This is a genomic window from Candidatus Tisiphia endosymbiont of Nemotelus nigrinus, from assembly GCF_964026475.1.
In the GTDB taxonomy this organism is placed as follows: domain Bacteria; phylum Pseudomonadota; class Alphaproteobacteria; order Rickettsiales; family Rickettsiaceae; genus Tisiphia.
This window is the reverse complement of sequence record NZ_OZ032151.1, coordinates 1,096,126-1,112,848: the sequence shown is the minus strand read 5'-3', so window position 1 is coordinate 1,112,848 and position 16,723 is coordinate 1,096,126. Positions and strand designations below refer to the sequence as shown.

The window sequence follows — 16,723 nt, the reverse complement described above, 5'->3', positions numbered from 1 at the left end:
TTATATTACAAATGAAATAAGTTATAATCACAATGTTTAAGTTGGCTAATATATTAAATACACTAAAATCACCTACCAATTCTATGATAGAACCTCAAAATGTTCAGTCTGGTAATTTTGTTAAGGTTACCAAGAATTGGTACGAAGAAAAATCTGATAAGCTAGTTGTCCAACGTAATATCTTGTTGGTAATATCTATATTGTTGCTCTTCCTGATAATGGCATTTATAGCAGCGATAACTATAGTAATAAATTCAAGAGAGTTTAGCCCTTTTGTTATCCAAATTGATAATAGCACCGGAGCAGCAACGATTGTTAATCCAATATCTTCGGAGATATTAAGTGGCAATGATGCACTTTCAAGATATTTTATAAAAAAATACCTAATAGCTAGAGAAACCTATAATCCTGTTGATTTTGATACTGAAGCACGAAGAAGTATTAGATTATTATCTTCAAGCTCGGTATATTATAACTATCTCGGCTACATAAAAAATAAAGATATAGACCCAGTTTTAAGGTATGCTCAAAATAACACAACTTTCTTAATAATTAAATCTTGGTCAAAGTTGCAAGAAAATTTGAAAGAAAATAAGAATAAATATATAGTTAGGTTCTCTATTAATGAAACAACAGGTGATAAAAAGGTTTATAATAGAATAGCTGTGGTAAGTTTTGCGTATGTTCCAATGGAATTAACAGATGCAGAGCGAGATATTAATCCGGTAGGTTTCCAAATTAATGATTACAGGGTAGATGATGATAATAGCTAGACTTCTTTTCACAACGGTAATATTATTGTATTCGGTTATTGCCAATGCTTATACAAGTGATATGCATATAGATAATGATTTAGATGACCTAACCATAACTACTGATAACAGAATTAAAACTTATATACATAATCCTAATGAGGTTTATTTATTAGTTCTACATTTTGGCTTTCAGTCAAGTATAGAATTTGCCAAAAATGAGGAGATACAAAATATTGTTCTAGGAGAATCGTATGCTTGGAAAATGACTCCGTTGGCAAACAGATTATTCATTAAGCCATTGGAGAAAAATATTAGAACAAATATGACTATAATAACTAATAAAAGGACTTACCAATTCGATGTTGTATCCAAAGAATTGGAAGAAGGACGTGAAAAGGACTTGGTGTATGTAGTTAGATTTTATTACCCTAAGAAAGCCTTTACTACCTCACAGTAACCCTTATAGGTTCTAGATGTCATTGCGAGAAAACGTAAGTCAACGAAGCAATCCATAAAAGTGTTCAGAAATGGATTGCCACAACCACTACTTGGTTTCGCAATAACATCAATTTATTATGACTAAATGCTAATCGGGTTAGCTATAGATGATTTTTTTATAAATTGATATTAATTTAACATGGCAGAACAAGATAATACCACTTCTCAAATCAGTGTACCTGGTACAGAGGAACAAGATATACCAGAAGTTCAAAATGAGCTATCAAAAGTTGCCACTAATCCTAAGCAAAGTATTGCGATTTTGCTTGTCATTTCTGCTGTTTTTATATTTATTTTTTTTAAACTTTTTATTAGTGATAATAAACCATCTGAGGTGGTAGTGGCTCCGTCAGTGCCTACTGATATTACTAAAGCAACACAAGATAACTCTAAAAATATACCAGAAATTCCAAAATTACCAGAAGCTCCTAAGCTTGAAGTGCCTGTGGAGCGTCCACCGCCACCACCTCCTCCACAACCTATTCCCCCTAAAGTTACTGATATACCAACAGTTCCTTTACCACTTCCTTCAGGAGATAGTAATGCTACTCTTCCTGCTGTTACGCCATCACCTCTTCCTGGGAAGTTAACTGAAAGTGAAGAAGAAAAGAACCGTCGTGAAGCAAAGAGAAAATCTGCTATAGTATTAATTGCAGGAGTTCCAGAGAAAAAAACACCGAGTCAAATTGCCGAAGAAGCAAATTTTCAAGATCGGGGAGATATGGCATTTGTTCTTGCTCGTGGCAAGATAATGGAAGCAGTATTAGAGACTGCTATTAACAGTGATTTAGGTGGAGAAATAAGGGCAATAATTAGCAGAGATGTATTCTCTGAAAAGGAGAAAATTATTTTAATTCCTAAAGGATCAAAGATTTTTGGTGTTTATGCAACTGGTACTGATGGAGCATATGGTCGGATTTCCATAATATGGAATCGTATTGATCTATCAAGTGGTTATACCATTAATTTAGATGCTTTAGCTGTTGATAATCTTGGAAGAAAAGGCGAGCAGGGAAGAGTAGATAATAAATTTAAAGAACGATTAACCAACGCTGTATTATCATCAGCATTTAATATTGCACTTGCCAATGCTCTTGACAAAGTGGTAGCTCCACCAGTTAATTCGCAAGTTGTTGCTGCTAATGCTGCTATCGCTGCTAATATACAAAATTTAGCACAAAGTATTAATAATGGTCCTGGTACTGAGGATGTTAAAATTTCACAGATCTGTACTAGTGTGATGAATGCCATTACTGATAAAACCTCAACAGCATATACTTCCATGATGCAGGCTTGTAGTACTGCTCACAATCCAACTGGATCGCAACCTGGTCAAAGACTTATTGCATTAATGAGTGCAGTAACTAGTGCAGCAGCTAGTTTGTTATCTAGTACAGCAAATGCTGCCACTCCAACCCAGGCACAAACAGCCTCAAAACAAGCTTTTACTGACGTCAGCAATACTATGAAAGATATGATGCAGCAACAGGCACTTAAATCAACTATTACCATAGATCAAGGTACGTTAATAAGGATTTATGTCAATAAAGATTATAAATTTCCTCAAGCTGTATTAAGAAAATCAAGATTGATAAAATGAGTGATAATTTTGCTGCGTTAGAGACTTTCCTATTACCATTTAAAGAACTGTTCGCAGAGGATGGTGTTAATGAGATCATGGTAAACAAACCAGGAGAAGTATGGGTTGAGAAAAAAGGAGACCAATTTTGCAAATCAGTACCTGAACTTGATTTCGAACATCTTATATCGCTTGGTAGGTTGGTAGCTCAGTCAACTGATCAGATGATTTCCGAAGAAAGGCCTTTACTTTCCGCCTCACTACCTAATGGTTATCGTATCCAAATAGTGTTTCCTCCTGCTTGTGAGCCGGGATATGTTGGTTATGCTATCAGGAAAGGTAGTACAATGAATCTTACATTAGATCAATATGACAAGATGGGAGCTTTTGATTCAACATCTACTGGGGAACTGATTGACGAGAATGAAGCAGTATTAAACAACTATCTAAAAGAAAATAAAATAAAAGAATTTATTCGGCATGCGGTAATTTCTAAGAAAAATATTATTATTAGTGGTGGTACATCAACTGGTAAAACAACCTTTACTAACGCTGCATTAGCAGAAATTCCAAATAGCGAACGATTAATCACTGTGGAAGATGCACGAGAGGTAATCTTAACAAACCATCCTAATAAATTACACCTCCTAGCTTCAAAAGGGGGACAAGGTCGTGCAAAAGTTACTACTCAGGATTTGATTGAAGCATGTTTACGCCTAAGACCTGATAGAATTATTGTCGGTGAACTTAGGGGGGCTGAGGCATTTAGTTTCTTACGAGCCATTAATACAGGGCATCCTGGTTCTATATCTACTTTACATGCTGATGCACCAACCATGGCTATAGAACAGCTTAAGTTAATGGTGATGCAAGCTAGTTTAGGTATGCCACCAGATAAAGTAAAAAAATATATATTAGCGGTCGTCGATATTGTGGTACAATTGAAGCGAGGTAGTGGTGGTAAAAGATATGTCTCGGAAATATACTATAGTAAGAATAGGCAAGGATAACGATGGAATGGCATAAAATACAAAAACTTGTTCGTAACATCTTTGGACACGCTATAATACACCCATTAGTAATATTTTGCACGATATGGATCAGTGGAGCAATAGTTGCATTCATTACCAACGAAACTAAAGTCCTAAATGTTGACTTAGTAGCCATAGATATAGCTTATAAGTGGTCTTATTGGTTAATTAGTGTGTGGTCGCAATTAACTCTCCAAGCGTATAATTACTTAAAAATTAAGTTAATATTAGCCCTAACTATGCCAACAATTATAGTTATCATATTCTACTGGAAGAATTTTAAAAGAATAAAAAGTTTGCAATTTTTTACTCAGCCGGAAAAAGTCTATGGTGATGCTAGTTGGGCTACTGAAGATGATATAAGTAGAGCTGGTTTACGTACAAAACATGGTATGTTACTTGGTACTAATAGTGGTGGATATTTTGTTGCTGAAGGGTTTCAGCATGCTTTGCTTTTTGCTCCAACCGGTTCAGGTAAAGGCGTAGGATTTGTTATTCCTAATTTATTATTTTGGGAACACTCTATAATAGTGCATGATATTAAGCTAGAGAATCATGGTTTTACAAGTGGTTGGCGGCAAAAACAAGGGCAACGTGTATTTGTTTGGGAACCATCAAATCCTGATGGGATAACTCATTGTTATAATCCGATAGATTGGGTAAGTACCAAACCAGGTCAAATGGTGGATGACGTACAAAAAATCTCAAATCTTATTATGCCTGAAAAAGATTTTTGGAATAATGAGGCCCGCAGTTTATTTCTTGGTGTGGTGCTATACTTGATTGCTGATCCGACAAAAACTAAATCTTTTGGCGAAGTGGTTAGAACCATGCGTAGTGATGATGTAGTGTATAATTTAGCAGTAGTTCTAGATACTTTAGGCAAAGTGATACATCCTGTTGCTTATATGAATATAGCGGCATTTTTACAAAAAGCAGATAAAGAACGTTCAGGTGTTATCTCGACAATGAACTCCTCTTTAGAACTATGGGCAAATCCCCTTATTGATGCTGCTACTGCCTCATCTGACTTTAATATACTTGAGTTTAAGAAGATTAAAACAACAGTGTATGTTGGTCTAACTCCTGATAATATACAACGTTTGCAAAAATTGATGCAGGTTTTTTACCAGCAAGCTACAGAATTTTTAAGTCGTAAAATGCCCGATCTAAAAGAAGAACCTTATGGGGTGATGTTCTTGCTTGATGAATTCCCTACTTTAGGCAAAATGGAAACGTTTAAGGCTGGTATCGCATTCTTCAGGGGATATAGAGTTCGCCTATTCTTGATTATCCAAGATACCCAACAGCTCAAAGGAACTTATGAGGATGCTGGCATGAATTCGTTTCTGTCAAATTCTACATATCGTATTACTTTTGCAGCTAATAATTATGAAACAGCTAACTTAATATCTCAGCTAGTTGGTAATAAAACAGTTGAACAACGATCTTATAGTAAACCAATATTTTTTGATCTTAATATTTCAACAAGAACTCAGAATGTATCGCAAGTTTCAAGGGCTCTGCTTTTACCTCAGGAAGTAATTCAACTGCCAAAAGATGAACAAATTGTTTTAATTGAATCTTTCCCGCCTATAAAATCTTTAAAAATTAAGTATTATGAAGATAAGTTCTTTACAAATAGGCTATTACCCCCTACATTTATTCCAACTCAAAAACCTTATGATCCAAACAAAAATAATATAGGCGAAGAGCAAGAAAATGTAAGTTCTAGCACTGCAGATTCTACCACTAAAGAAGATTAATTTTTTTAAGTAAGAAGTAAGATAAGTATCTATGCGCTCAGCTATTATTGACATTGGCTATAATGCCGTAAGAGCTGTAGTTTATGAATGTGATAGACTTGGAGCTCCAGAAATTTTTAATGATAAATTTAAAAGTGATATTATTAATTTACTTAATCTAGATAATTTAGAAGTGAAGCATCAAGCATATTTGTCGTTACAATATTTTGTACATATTTTTGATAGGTTATCAGTAACAGATGTTAAATGTGTTGCTACTGCTATACTTAGAGGGCATCCAAGAGCAGAAGAATTTAGAGAGATAGTTAAGAGAAAATTTAATATTAATATTGAAGTTATTTCGGGTGATCGTGAGGCTTATCTTACAGCTGCCGGATTAATTTCTGGTATTAATGATGCTTGTGGCATCGCAGCAGACTTAGGGGGTGGCAGTCTTGAGCTTGCACACATCAAAGATAAAAAGGTGGGTATCTTAAAGTCTCTACCTTTAGGTACTGGTCTAATCACTAATAATCATTTTGACGATATTAATATAATTAATCAAATGATCAAGAAAGAGTTTGAAGGATTACATTGCCCAAACTTATATTTAATAGGAGGGGCTTTAAGATTAATTGGACGTTCTTATATGAAGTTTGTTCATTATCCTCTTAAAAATTTACATAACCTTGAAATAAACCGTAAGGAATTTGAGCTATATCTTGAAAGATTGGCCCATGTTAATATGCTGAGAACACAACACAAGTCAAGAATTCATGGTAATGCAATCTTAGTGGCAAAATCTATGCTCAATGTCTTTTTACCGGAAAAGGTGATAATTTCAAATTATGGTTTAAAAGAAGGTGTTAGATTTTCTTGTCTTCCTGAAGAAGAACAGCAAAAAGATATTATTTATGAACGAATCAAGACATTGGTAAATTTTGACGAGACTACTTGTAATATCAAAAATTATACAGAAGTTATCAAACCTATCTTAATTCAACCAGATGCTATGACAATTAGTATAATTGCTTTGGTCATGATGCTTGCACAATATAATAAGAATATTGATAGAACACTGCGTTCTAGTTTTATTGTTGAATTTATTTTAGCTTCAGATATTCCTTTTAATCACCGTCAAAGATTGATGCTGAGTAACGCTCTTGCACTTACCTATACATCAAGAAGCGATACATATATTAATAGATTGACAAAAAGAATGATTAATTCGTATGATTATTGTAACAGCCATATAATAGGTAATTTTATAAAAATTGCTAGAGAAATTGATGGACCAGAATTTCAGTCACCATCTTTTTCTCTTGATTTAAAAGATAATGGATATATTGAAATTGCTACATTAAATATCCTACCAAAAATGGTGTTTGAAAAAGTGTGTGATCGTCTGAAAACTATAGGTTTTGTACGAAAAAATATTTGTTGAAATAACAAAGAATCTCACCCTACATTTTTTATTTTGTAGTGAAAATGTAATTTGACATAATATACCAATTTAAGGAAAAAAGCTGTTCTCTAACTGTCATAACGAGTAGTTACTTTAAGCGACTAAAGTGGTTTCTCGCACTGACGTTTGGGATTTTCAGACGGTTTCTTCCGCGGCTTTTAAATTGCCCTTCTTACTTACCTCCCCAGGAAGCACCACCATCAACGGTAATACATGAGCCTGTAACATAGCGAGATGCTTTGTTTGAAGCAAGATATAAAATTGCACCATCAAGGTCACTAGGTTCTGCTATAAAATTTAGAGGGGTAAGCTCTTCTATTGCTTTACGTTTTTCTTCTGTATTTAATCGGTAATCTGTAAGTGGTGTATGAAATATACCAGGTATAATACAATTAATTCGAATATGTGCTTTTGCCAACTCTCCGACTAATGCCTTTGTCATTTGGATAACAGATGCTTTAGAGGCGCAGTAACCAGCGATATTTTCACGTAACCGGTTGGCTCCATTAACACTACTAATATTGATAATACTTCCATGTATTCCATGGTTTCTCATATGATTAGCAACTTTCTTGGTAACATACCAAACTCCCAGTATATTGGTTTGCATAATAGACTCGAAATCATCTAGTTCACATGATGCAAATACGGGGGTAGGTTTTGCAATTCCGGCATTATTAATGCAGATATCTATGAGTTCTCCTTGTTCTTTTAATATATTAAAGGCTCTTTGAACAGATATCTTATCTGCTACATCCATTTCCAGGGCGATAGCGTTTCTAAGCTCAGAAGCTAAAGTTTGCAGTTTATCTAGTCTTCTACTAGCCAATATGGTTCGTACCCCCATAGTAGAAAGAAGGCGAGAAAATTGCTCTCCTAGACCGCTACTTGCTCCTGTAATGAGGGCTGTTTTGCCTGTTAAATTGAAAAGTTGCATTGTTTTAATCTTAATTACCAATTATACTAAAATAATACTACGCATTGGAATATAAAACAAGGGATAAGCGAAGGCAGTGTAGTAAGGCTCGTATAACATCTTATGATGATTTTTTGTGCAGATCAATCAGTAGTTAATTATGAAAAGTAATGAATTTGTTGAATATATTAAAGATATACTAGCCCCTTTTGGTCAAATCACTGCTCGTGCAATGTTTGGTAGTTATGGTATATATAAAGATGGAGTAATAATAGGAATAGTTGCAAGAAACGAGTTATATTTTAAAATAGATAACAACATGGTTGTGTCTTTAAAATCTTTTATCTCTGAACCATTTACATATAATAGTTCAAATAAGTTGATAACTATATCATATTGGAAAGTATTACCTGAGATTTTAGATCAAGAGGAAAAGTTAGCGAATTTAGTCTCTATGGTATTTGATACATCTATTAATTCTAATAAAAAAGTATCTCGGTAATAGCAGATTGTTGTTGGAGAGTGTCCTTTAAATAGTTGCTCTGTCAAAAGCCTAGAATATAACATATACTATATTTAAATGCAAAATATGTCATTCCTGCGTAGACAGAAATCTATAATACCTTAGGGCTTTTTAGGTGTTGTTTTAGTTCCCTGCTTTTGCAGGGATGACAAACATTATTCTTTGGTTAGACTATAAAGTTCTGAAAATCCATAAGGTTTTTGACAAAATAAGATAAAAATCTTATGGATTTTGATGTAATTTTTGACCACGAACATGTATCGTATCTGTTCAAGGGGTTGGCTGAGACTTAGCAATAATTCTCTTTTTAGTATATTTTATATTAAGAATTATAATTAAAAGATATGAGAATTGCGTCTTAAAATTTGGTTTATAGAAGCAAAATCATTAAATTTTATGTATTCTGAAAAAAGCTAATACAAATAACATGCTAAATAACGTAGTAAATAAAAAAAGATTGGACCATTCCATATAATTTGCACAAATACCAGACAAACAGGATAAAATGATACGTATGAAAGAACTAAAAGAGGAAATAATTGAGTATTGCGTGGCAATCAATTCGCTATTGCATAAGCTGGAAAAATAAATAACCAGAGCGGTATTACCAAGCCCACAACAGAAATTTTGTACAGTAATAGTCATAGTAAATGTAACTATATCATGACCTATTATAGATAAAAACATCAGCATCAAGGGAGATAGTAATTGTAGACTACCGCATATTAAGAGGCTTCGAGATATTCCTATTCTTGCAGTTAAAATACCGCTAACAATCCCCCCAAAGGTCATTAGTATGAATCCATAGGTTTTGGAAATAGAGGCAATTTCTTGAGAGGTAAAGGATAAGTCAATAAATAATGGAGAACTCATTGCCATAGGAATTGAGTCACTTGCTTTATATAGAAAAATAAACAACATAATAAACATCCAATTTGGATGGTTTTGTTTTAATAATAGTAAGCTCTTACCAATAACTTGAGAATATTGGGTAAATGAAATGAAATTAGTAAAAATGTGGTCCGTTTTTTTTGTAGCAGGCTCTTGCATGTACAAGATTATTACCGGGGCTACCATTGTTATAAAAAAGGTACATAGATATACTAAATGCCAATTAAAGATGCAAGATACATATAATGCCCCTGTACTATTAATAAGCATTCCTATACGAAATCCCGTATTACTAAAAGTTGTGGCAATTGAGAGTTCTTCCTTTGTTCCGGAGTGTTCTATACGATAAGCATCTAAAATAATATCTTGAGTTGCTGCACAACAGGAAATAGTAAAATTTAAAATTGCAGTAATAACTATATTAACAGTGGGGTGTATAATTAAGAATCCACTAGTAGCAACTAATAAACATCCTTGTGTAGCCAGTGCCCATCCACGACGTTGACCAAATCTCTTACATATAATAGGTATAGAATATTTATCAATAAAGGGGGCCAATATTGGTTTTAGGCAGTATGGCAGAGAGGTTAGAAACATTAGACCAATAATATCAGTTGCATATCCTGCTTGTGATAATTGGTAGTGAATAGTGAATGAGACCAAAGAGAAATTTCCTCCCGCCACTATCCCTAGCAAGAAGAAACAAATAAAATAAGAGTACTTGCGACTAGTTAGCATATTTAGGTTCTTATATTGTGCTTAATCATTTACCACAATTATTGGTAAGGTTTTGCCATTCAGGTGGGATGAAATTACCAACTAAGTCATAGAAGATAGCATTATGATTTTCAACTGAACCATCAGGAAAAGTTAATGATCCTGTCATACCCCCGTGAAAAACGATTAGAAACAGACTGTTTTGCAGGTCAGTTTTGGGGATTTTTGGCGGGAAACCAAAATAAAAATGCTTTTAAGAAATTATAAAAACCATGAAAAAGTTGGAGAATCTGGTGGAGCCAGGGGGAATCGAACCCACTACCTTTTGAATGCCATTGTAATGCTCTATATCCCCCTACTTACCACCCCATTCTCATAAACTCATACCCTTGCTTACAACACTAGTATTTCTGGTCTTTTCTTTGTTACCTAAAATTAAGGTTTTACTGTAGTAGAGTTGAGAATATTTGTCAATATTTAAAAATATAGTCAATTTACAGGGCGATTTAAAAGTCACAATTAATGGTAGGAAGAGCTAAACTACAGAAACGAATGATTGTCATCGCGAGCCACGAAGTGGCGTGGCGATCCAAATAAACATTGTGCTGTTGCAACTTTTGCTTCGTCGCCTAAAGTGGCTTCTCGCAATAATGGTATGGAACTACCCTATATACAGAATGAATAGCAGATGTTATTCTTCTAGATTTAATGTTTAATGTATTAAAACAACAATAGGGAGTCCCAGAATGGGATATAGCTCATAGAAGCCGTCGCAATGATAATGTTAAAGTTCGTAAGTTAGTAGCGAATTCCATCAGGGCTAAGGCACATTATTGGTGCGCCACGAAGTGTAAATAAGCTAGCTGTTGCAAGAGCAGCCATAGAAGTGTTGACCTAGCACACTATGTATCGAGTCTTGAGCTGAGTTTGGTAACAAAGTCAGTTAAGCGTAGACAGAAATATTATAGGCCGTAAGCCGTAAGGTTGAAGCAATTGAGCCTCGTTAATGTCTTCTTTTGAGATCGCAGACTGTGTCAATAAACAGGAATGCAACAACATACATATCATAAATAGGCAGATATGTATGGGATCTCCGGGGTCTGAGAACATGGCATGTAATAAAAGTTTATTTATAAACGTGGGATATCCTATATTTTCTCTGAATTAGGAGTATTAGCTAACAAGTGTAAAAGCGAGGAAGCTGAAAAGAAATATAGGAAGTCAGATCCAGCATAGTACTGATGAAATTGGGTAATGCCAATGGAGGGAAGGCTGGTGGGTAAAATCGATCTCTAGAGGGAAATGTTATGATAACAACAGATTATCAAGTAATAACAGAAACAAAACTAAAGAGAATAGCATGGTTATCTTCATTGGATAAAAGTAAGAGATTTAACAACCTCATGCATTTGTTTAGTGAGAACGCACTTGCTGTCTGCTATCATGAGCTGGATGTTAAGAAAGCAACTGGAGTAGATGGAGTAAACAAAACTAATTATGGCTTAAAACTTACAGAAAATATTGGAAAATTGTCTGATAAACTAAAGAGGATGGCTTACATACCGGGCAATATTCGAGAGGTAAAAATACCGAAAGAAGGAAGCAATGGCAAGACTAGAACTTTAGGTATCAGCAACTTTGAAGATAAAATATGTCAGAAGATGATGCACAAAGTGCTTGAAAGTATATATGAGCCAATATTCTTGGAATGTTCCTATGGTTTCAGAACGGGAATAGGGTGTCATGATGCAATAAGAGGATTAACGCAACATCTTTATAGCAATGAGGTAGAGAGCGTAATAGACCTAGATTTGGCTAACTTCTTTGGTACTATTGATAGAAGGATATTGATAGAAATGCTGCAAGAGAAAATTCATGACAAGAAGCTAATAAGATATATAATCCGCATGTTTAAAGCTGGAATATTGTCTGAAGGAGAACTGATTGTTCAAGAAGAAGGGACGATTCAAGGAAACATTGCTAGTCCCATCCTTGCAAATATTTTTGCTCACTATGTTTTAGATGAATGGTTTGAAGAAGTGGTAAAGCAACATTGCAGAGGAACAGTAGCATTATTTCGCTACTGTGATGATGGTGTAATATGTTGTAGATACGAGGAGGACGCCAAGAGAATAAAAATAGCTTTAGCAAAACGACTTGAGAAGTACAAACTTAAACTCAACGAAGAAAAGACCAAAATGGTTAGATTTTCAAAGAGAAAATTTTCTCAGAACGAAAGGCAAGAGGCTTTTGATTTTTTGGGTTTCACCTTTTATTTTGGTAAGTCTAGGAAAGGTAAAATAATACCTAAGGTAAAGAGTTGTAGTAAACGAATAAGTGCCAAACTGAAGAAGGTCAATGACTGGTGTAAGGACATTAGAAACAAGCATAAACTGCATGTCATATGGAGAAGTTTTTGTAGCAAGTTGAGAGGGCATATACAGTATTATGGTGTGACTTTTAATATTAAAGCAGTGAATGGCTTCATAAGGCAATCAGTGAAGACATTGTTTAAGTGGTTAAATCGTCGCAGCCAAAGAGAATCATTCAGTTGGGAGAAGTTTTGTCTGTTTATCGAATGCAATCCATTACCAAAGGTAAGAATATACCACTCCTTAATGCAAGGCAGTATGTGAATGATGATATCTTGAGCCCATTGCCTTAATAGGGCACGATGAGGTTCTAACGAGGGGCGTAAGTGGCAACGCTTACGTCTACTCTATAGCCTTAAGTCGAATACATGAGTGCATTTGCTTTTTTTCTGTCAAGTATTATTTTTTTTTCGTGCATTTTTGGGTAGTTCCATACATGACGGTTAGAGAATTTACTCAATCTACAACTGTAGTACTAATCTTGTAAATTTAAAATTATGAATGTTAAACTATTGATTATGCGTAATTTAAGGCTGTAATATGTTATAGTTTTTAACTTTCAACAGTTGTGCGTACACCCCCTTGATTATTATTAATTATTATTTATATAAAGACTTAGTGGAAGAAAATATTATGATATATTAAATAATAAACTTTGAGATAATCTAAAATTTGTGAGGTTACTGCAATGAACATAGAAAAATTTACTACCCATGCAAAATCTGTACTGTCTAACGCCCAGAGCATAGCAGCAAAAAGTGATCATCAGCAAATATTGCCATTACATCTATTGGCAAGCTTGTTAAATGATGATAGCGGTGTTATTGATAATCTCATTAATATTTTAGGCATTAGTTTAGATGATTTAAATAAATCTTTAACTATAGAATTAAATAAAATCCCGAAAGTACAAATAGAGGGAGGGGGACAGCTTTACCTATCATCAGAAGCACTAAAATTACTTGATAAAGCGTCTGAGCTTGCCAAGAATAATGCTGATAGTTTTGTGACTATTGAGCGAATTTTTGAAGGTTTATCGTATGATAAAACCCCTGCTGGTAAAATTTTATCAGATAATTCGATAACGAATAAGAAAATAAACGCAGCAATTCTGCAGTTAAGAAAAGGCAGGACGGCTGATAGCAGCTCTTCTGAAAATAGTTATGATGCCCTAAAAAAATACGGTAGAGATGTAACTGAGTTGGCAGAGCTTGGTAAACTTGATCCAATAATTGGTAGAGATGAGGAAATTAGAAGGACAGTGCAAGTTTTGTCGAGAAGAATGAAAAATAACCCAGTGCTGATAGGAGAACCAGGAGTTGGTAAAACAGCCATAATAGAGGGGCTAGCTCAAAGAATCTTTAGCCAAGATATTCCAGAAACTCTAGCAAATTGTCGTATCATTGAGCTTGATATGGGAGCTTTAATTGCTGGGGCTAAATATCGCGGGGAATTCGAAGAGCGACTAAAAGCTGTATTAAGTGAAATTAAAAACTCTAGTGGGGAAATTATTTTATTTATTGATGAACTACATCTTTTAGTAGGAACTGGTAAGACAGACGGAGCTATGGATGCATCAAATTTACTAAAACCAATGCTTGCTAGAGGAGAACTCCATTGTATTGGAGCTACCACTTTAGATGAATATCGTAAATATATTGAAAAAGATGCAGCTCTTGCTAGAAGATTTCAACCAGTTTACGTTAGCCAGCCAACAGTAGAAGATACTATTTCAATTCTACGTGGTATTAAGGACAAATATGAATTACACCATGGTGTAAGAATTGCTGATAGTGCTATAATTGCTGCCAGCACTTTATCTAACAGATATATTACTGATCGTTATTTACCAGATAAAGCTATTGATTTAATCGACGAAGCATGTAGTAGGCTAAAAATAGAATTATCTAGTAAACCAGAAGAACTAGATGAACTTGATCGGCGTATCATTCAAATAAAAATTGAACTAGCAGCTCTAAAAAAAGAAGACGATGAATATTCAAAAAAGAAAATTATCCAATTAACAGATGAGTTAACAAAGCTTGAATCTCTTTCTTATGATATGACTGCTAGTTGGCAAGCTGAAAAATCTAGGATACATATTGAGCAAAAATTAAAAGAGGAACTAGAAAAAGCTCGATCAGAACTTGAGAGAGCAGAAAGAAGTGGCGAACTTGCCCGAGCTAGTGAGCTGAAATATGGTATTATCCCTGATTTAACTAAGAAACTACAACAAGCAATAGAAGGGGGAAATAACCAACTATCAAAAGAAGCTGTATCAGAAAACGATATAGCTATAATCATCTCCAAAATTACTGGCATACCGATTGATACAATGCTATCCAGCGAGCGTGAAAAGCTACTATCTATGGAAGATAAACTGCGTCAATCGGTGATTGGTCAAGATGAAGCTATAAAAGGAGTCAGTGATGCTGTACGTCGTTCTCGTGCTGGAATACAGGATCATAATAGACCACTTGGATCGTTCTTATTCTTAGGTCCCACTGGTGTTGGTAAAACCGAACTAACCAAGGCTTTGGCACTTTTTTTATTTGACGATCGTAATGCTATACTCAGAATTGATATGTCTGAATATATGGAAAAACACTCTATATCACGTTTGATTGGAGCTCCCCCAGGGTATGTTGGTTATGAGCAGGGAGGTATCTTAACCGAGGCAGTACGTAGGAGACCTTATCAAGTCATTTTATTTGATGAAGTAGAGAAGGCCCATTCGGATATTTTCAACATCATGTTACAAATTCTAGATGAAGGGCGTTTAACTGATAGTCAAGGGATAGTCGTTGATTTTAAAAATACCATTATTGTTCTTACTTCCAACCTTGGAGCTGAAACGCTTATTAATCAACAGCAAGGCGATGACCAAGATAAAATTAAAGAACAAGTAATGCAATATGTACGAGCCGTATTTAAACCTGAATTCTTAAATAGGCTAGATGAGATTATTTTATTCCATAAACTAACTCGTGCCAACATCCATTATATTGTCAAAATACAACTAGATAATTTAAGAAAAATTCTTTTGCAACAAAATATTACATTGCAATTTGATGAATCGACTATAAATTACCTAGCTGATAAGGGCTATGATTCAATGTTTGGTGCTAGACCACTGAAAAGAGTTATACAACGAGAGCTACAGAACCATTTTGCCAAAATGATTCTTTCTAGTAGTATAGGCAGTGGTGATACTGTAAATATAAAATCAATGAATAGCAAGTTGGTTATTGATAAAGTATCTCCCCAAATCAATAATTAATTCTTCAAATTGTTGATTACTGACATATTCTAGAGTGATTTTGTCTTTTATTTGGTTTTTGAACCAGGTGATTTGTCTTTTTGCATATTGTCTGGTTTTCATTTGCGTTAGATTTAAGGCAGTCTGTAAAGTAATTTCATTATTTAGATAAGATAATATTTCTTGTAGACCAATGGCTTTTATGGCAGAAGAACGTATGTCAGGAAAGTTTTCTTTAATTAGAGCTACTTCTTCAATTGCTCCTTCATTAAATATTTTTTCTAGCCTAGTACTACATGTTTGATAAAGAAATTCTCGCCCCGGATGTAGAAAAATTACTTTAAAATCAGATTTTGGAAGAATGGATATATTTTGCGTGGCTTGGAAAGTAAATATAGATTGTCCGGTTTGCATAAATACTTCATAGGCTCTTATAATTCTCTGACTATCGTGCTTATTTAATTTTTGGCTAGCTAATACATCAAGCTCTTTTAGTTTATTAAAGAACTGACATGAGCCAATCTTAGAGTGCAACTCTCTAACATATTGCCTAATTTTAGGAGATATTGTTGGTATTTCATTATAACCAAAAAGCAGTGAATTAATATATAACCCCGTACCACCAACAATTATGGGTAGCTTACCTCTATTACGAATGTCTGTAATTTTCTCAAGAGCATGATTTACATATTGTATTACTGAAAACTCTTGATCTATAGATAAAAAATTATAAAGATGATAAGGTATCTCGTTTCGGTATATTTGCGATGGTGAGGCAGTGATAATAGGAATCTGCTTATATATCTGCATAGAGTCACTGTTAATTATTTCACCACCATATATTTTAGCTAAATAATGAGCCAAATAAGACTTGCCACTAGCTGTAGGTCCACATATAATTAATATTTTATTTTTCTGCATTAAATGTATATACTCAACAGTAAAAAATCAACGATACACAAGCTATTTTAT

The 16,723-nt window shown here is 34.3% G+C and carries 13 protein-coding genes; 9 read left to right on the top strand and 4 right to left on the bottom strand.

Annotation, left to right across the window (positions count from 1 at the left end; genetic code table 11):
• Nucleotides 1-41: 41 nt before the first annotated feature.
• The 6 genes from AAGD39_RS05270 to AAGD39_RS05245 all read left to right on the top strand — a co-directional run bounded on the left by AAGD39_RS05270 (nt 42) and on the right by AAGD39_RS05245 (nt 7,052).
• On the top strand, nt 42-773 hold the full coding sequence (locus AAGD39_RS05270) for a virB8 family protein (RefSeq protein WP_375359841.1): 732 nt from the start codon (nt 42-44) through the stop codon (nt 771-773).
• A 61-nt stretch (nt 774-834) separates the two neighbouring features.
• Entirely contained in the window at nt 835-1,212 is a 378-nt protein-coding gene (locus tag AAGD39_RS05265; RefSeq protein ID WP_341757241.1) for a TrbG/VirB9 family P-type conjugative transfer protein, read from the top strand.
• Between the two features lie 180 nt (nt 1,213-1,392).
• Nucleotides 1,393-2,853 (top strand): TrbI/VirB10 family protein, encoded by a 1,461-nt coding sequence (locus AAGD39_RS05260; RefSeq protein ID WP_341756340.1) that lies wholly within the window; start codon nt 1,393-1,395, stop codon nt 2,851-2,853.
• A complete protein-coding gene (virB11, locus tag AAGD39_RS05255; protein ID WP_341756339.1) occupies nt 2,850-3,842 on the top strand; it encodes a P-type DNA transfer ATPase VirB11 in 993 nt (330 codons plus the stop codon). Before AAGD39_RS05260 ends, virB11 begins: the two co-directional genes overlap by 4 nt.
• Before the next feature lie 2 nt (nt 3,843-3,844).
• Complete coding sequence (locus AAGD39_RS05250) at nt 3,845-5,629, top strand: type IV secretory system conjugative DNA transfer family protein (RefSeq protein WP_341756338.1); 1,785 nt, start codon at nt 3,845-3,847, stop codon at nt 5,627-5,629.
• 31 nt (nt 5,630-5,660) lie between these two features.
• A complete protein-coding gene (locus AAGD39_RS05245; protein WP_341756337.1) occupies nt 5,661-7,052 on the top strand; it encodes a Ppx/GppA phosphatase family protein in 1,392 nt (463 codons plus the stop codon).
• A 193-nt stretch (nt 7,053-7,245) separates the two neighbouring features.
• Here the strand turns inward: AAGD39_RS05245 and AAGD39_RS05240 are convergent, their stop codons facing one another.
• A complete protein-coding gene (locus tag AAGD39_RS05240; protein WP_341756336.1) occupies nt 7,246-8,010 on the bottom strand; it encodes an SDR family NAD(P)-dependent oxidoreductase in 765 nt (254 codons plus the stop codon).
• 139 nt (nt 8,011-8,149) lie between these two features.
• Here AAGD39_RS05240 and AAGD39_RS05235 point away from each other — a divergent pair, with 139 nt between their 5' ends.
• A complete protein-coding gene (locus tag AAGD39_RS05235; protein WP_341756335.1) occupies nt 8,150-8,491 on the top strand; it encodes a TfoX/Sxy family protein in 342 nt (113 codons plus the stop codon).
• A 408-nt stretch (nt 8,492-8,899) separates the two neighbouring features.
• Here the strand turns inward: AAGD39_RS05235 and AAGD39_RS05230 are convergent, their stop codons facing one another.
• Entirely contained in the window at nt 8,900-10,141 is a 1,242-nt protein-coding gene (locus AAGD39_RS05230) for an MFS transporter (RefSeq protein ID WP_341756334.1), read from the bottom strand.
• A 25-nt stretch (nt 10,142-10,166) separates the two neighbouring features.
• Nucleotides 10,167-10,289, bottom strand: a complete 123-nt coding sequence (locus AAGD39_RS05225; RefSeq protein WP_341756333.1) for a hypothetical protein — start codon at nt 10,287-10,289, stop codon at nt 10,167-10,169.
• A 1,138-nt stretch (nt 10,290-11,427) separates the two neighbouring features.
• Between AAGD39_RS05225 and AAGD39_RS05220 the strand changes: the two genes are divergently transcribed.
• Both AAGD39_RS05220 and clpB read left to right on the top strand, forming a co-directional pair.
• On the top strand, nt 11,428-12,756 hold the full coding sequence (locus AAGD39_RS05220; RefSeq protein WP_341756048.1) for a reverse transcriptase domain-containing protein: 1,329 nt from the start codon (nt 11,428-11,430) through the stop codon (nt 12,754-12,756).
• A 424-nt stretch (nt 12,757-13,180) separates the two neighbouring features.
• On the top strand, nt 13,181-15,772 hold the full coding sequence (gene clpB, locus AAGD39_RS05215) for an ATP-dependent chaperone ClpB (protein WP_341756332.1): 2,592 nt from the start codon (nt 13,181-13,183) through the stop codon (nt 15,770-15,772).
• Here the strand turns inward: clpB and miaA are convergent.
• Nucleotides 15,719-16,672 carry a tRNA (adenosine(37)-N6)-dimethylallyltransferase MiaA gene (gene miaA, locus AAGD39_RS05210; protein WP_341756331.1) on the bottom strand — a complete coding sequence of 318 codons (954 nt, stop codon included), beginning with the start codon at nt 16,670-16,672 and terminating at the stop codon, nt 15,719-15,721. The two genes, clpB and miaA, sit on opposite strands and share 54 nt — an antisense overlap.
• Nucleotides 16,673-16,723 lie beyond the last annotated feature (51 nt).

What these genes read in the sequence shown, in the direction of transcription:
- AAGD39_RS05265 (WP_341757241.1), top strand. Translation starts at nt 835, where the DNA reads ATGCATATAGATAATGATTTAGATGACCTAACCATAACTACTGATAAC.
- AAGD39_RS05260 (WP_341756340.1), top strand. Translation starts at nt 1,393, where the DNA reads ATGGCAGAACAAGATAATACCACTTCTCAAATCAGTGTACCTGGTACA.
- virB11 (WP_341756339.1), top strand. Translation starts at nt 2,850, where the DNA reads ATGAGTGATAATTTTGCTGCGTTAGAGACTTTCCTATTACCATTTAAA.
- AAGD39_RS05250 (WP_341756338.1), top strand. Translation starts at nt 3,845, where the DNA reads ATGGAATGGCATAAAATACAAAAACTTGTTCGTAACATCTTTGGACAC.
- AAGD39_RS05245 (WP_341756337.1), top strand. Translation starts at nt 5,661, where the DNA reads ATGCGCTCAGCTATTATTGACATTGGCTATAATGCCGTAAGAGCTGTA.
- AAGD39_RS05240 (WP_341756336.1), bottom strand. Translation starts at nt 8,010, where the DNA reads ATGCAACTTTTCAATTTAACAGGCAAAACAGCCCTCATTACAGGAGCA.
- AAGD39_RS05235 (WP_341756335.1), top strand. Translation starts at nt 8,150, where the DNA reads ATGAAAAGTAATGAATTTGTTGAATATATTAAAGATATACTAGCCCCT.
- AAGD39_RS05230 (WP_341756334.1), bottom strand. Translation starts at nt 10,141, where the DNA reads ATGCTAACTAGTCGCAAGTACTCTTATTTTATTTGTTTCTTCTTGCTA.
- AAGD39_RS05225 (WP_341756333.1), bottom strand. Translation starts at nt 10,289, where the DNA reads ATGACAGGATCATTAACTTTTCCTGATGGTTCAGTTGAAAATCATAAT.
- AAGD39_RS05220 (WP_341756048.1), top strand. Translation starts at nt 11,428, where the DNA reads ATGATAACAACAGATTATCAAGTAATAACAGAAACAAAACTAAAGAGA.
- clpB (WP_341756332.1), top strand. Translation starts at nt 13,181, where the DNA reads ATGAACATAGAAAAATTTACTACCCATGCAAAATCTGTACTGTCTAAC.
- miaA (WP_341756331.1), bottom strand. Translation starts at nt 16,672, where the DNA reads ATGCAGAAAAATAAAATATTAATTATATGTGGACCTACAGCTAGTGGC.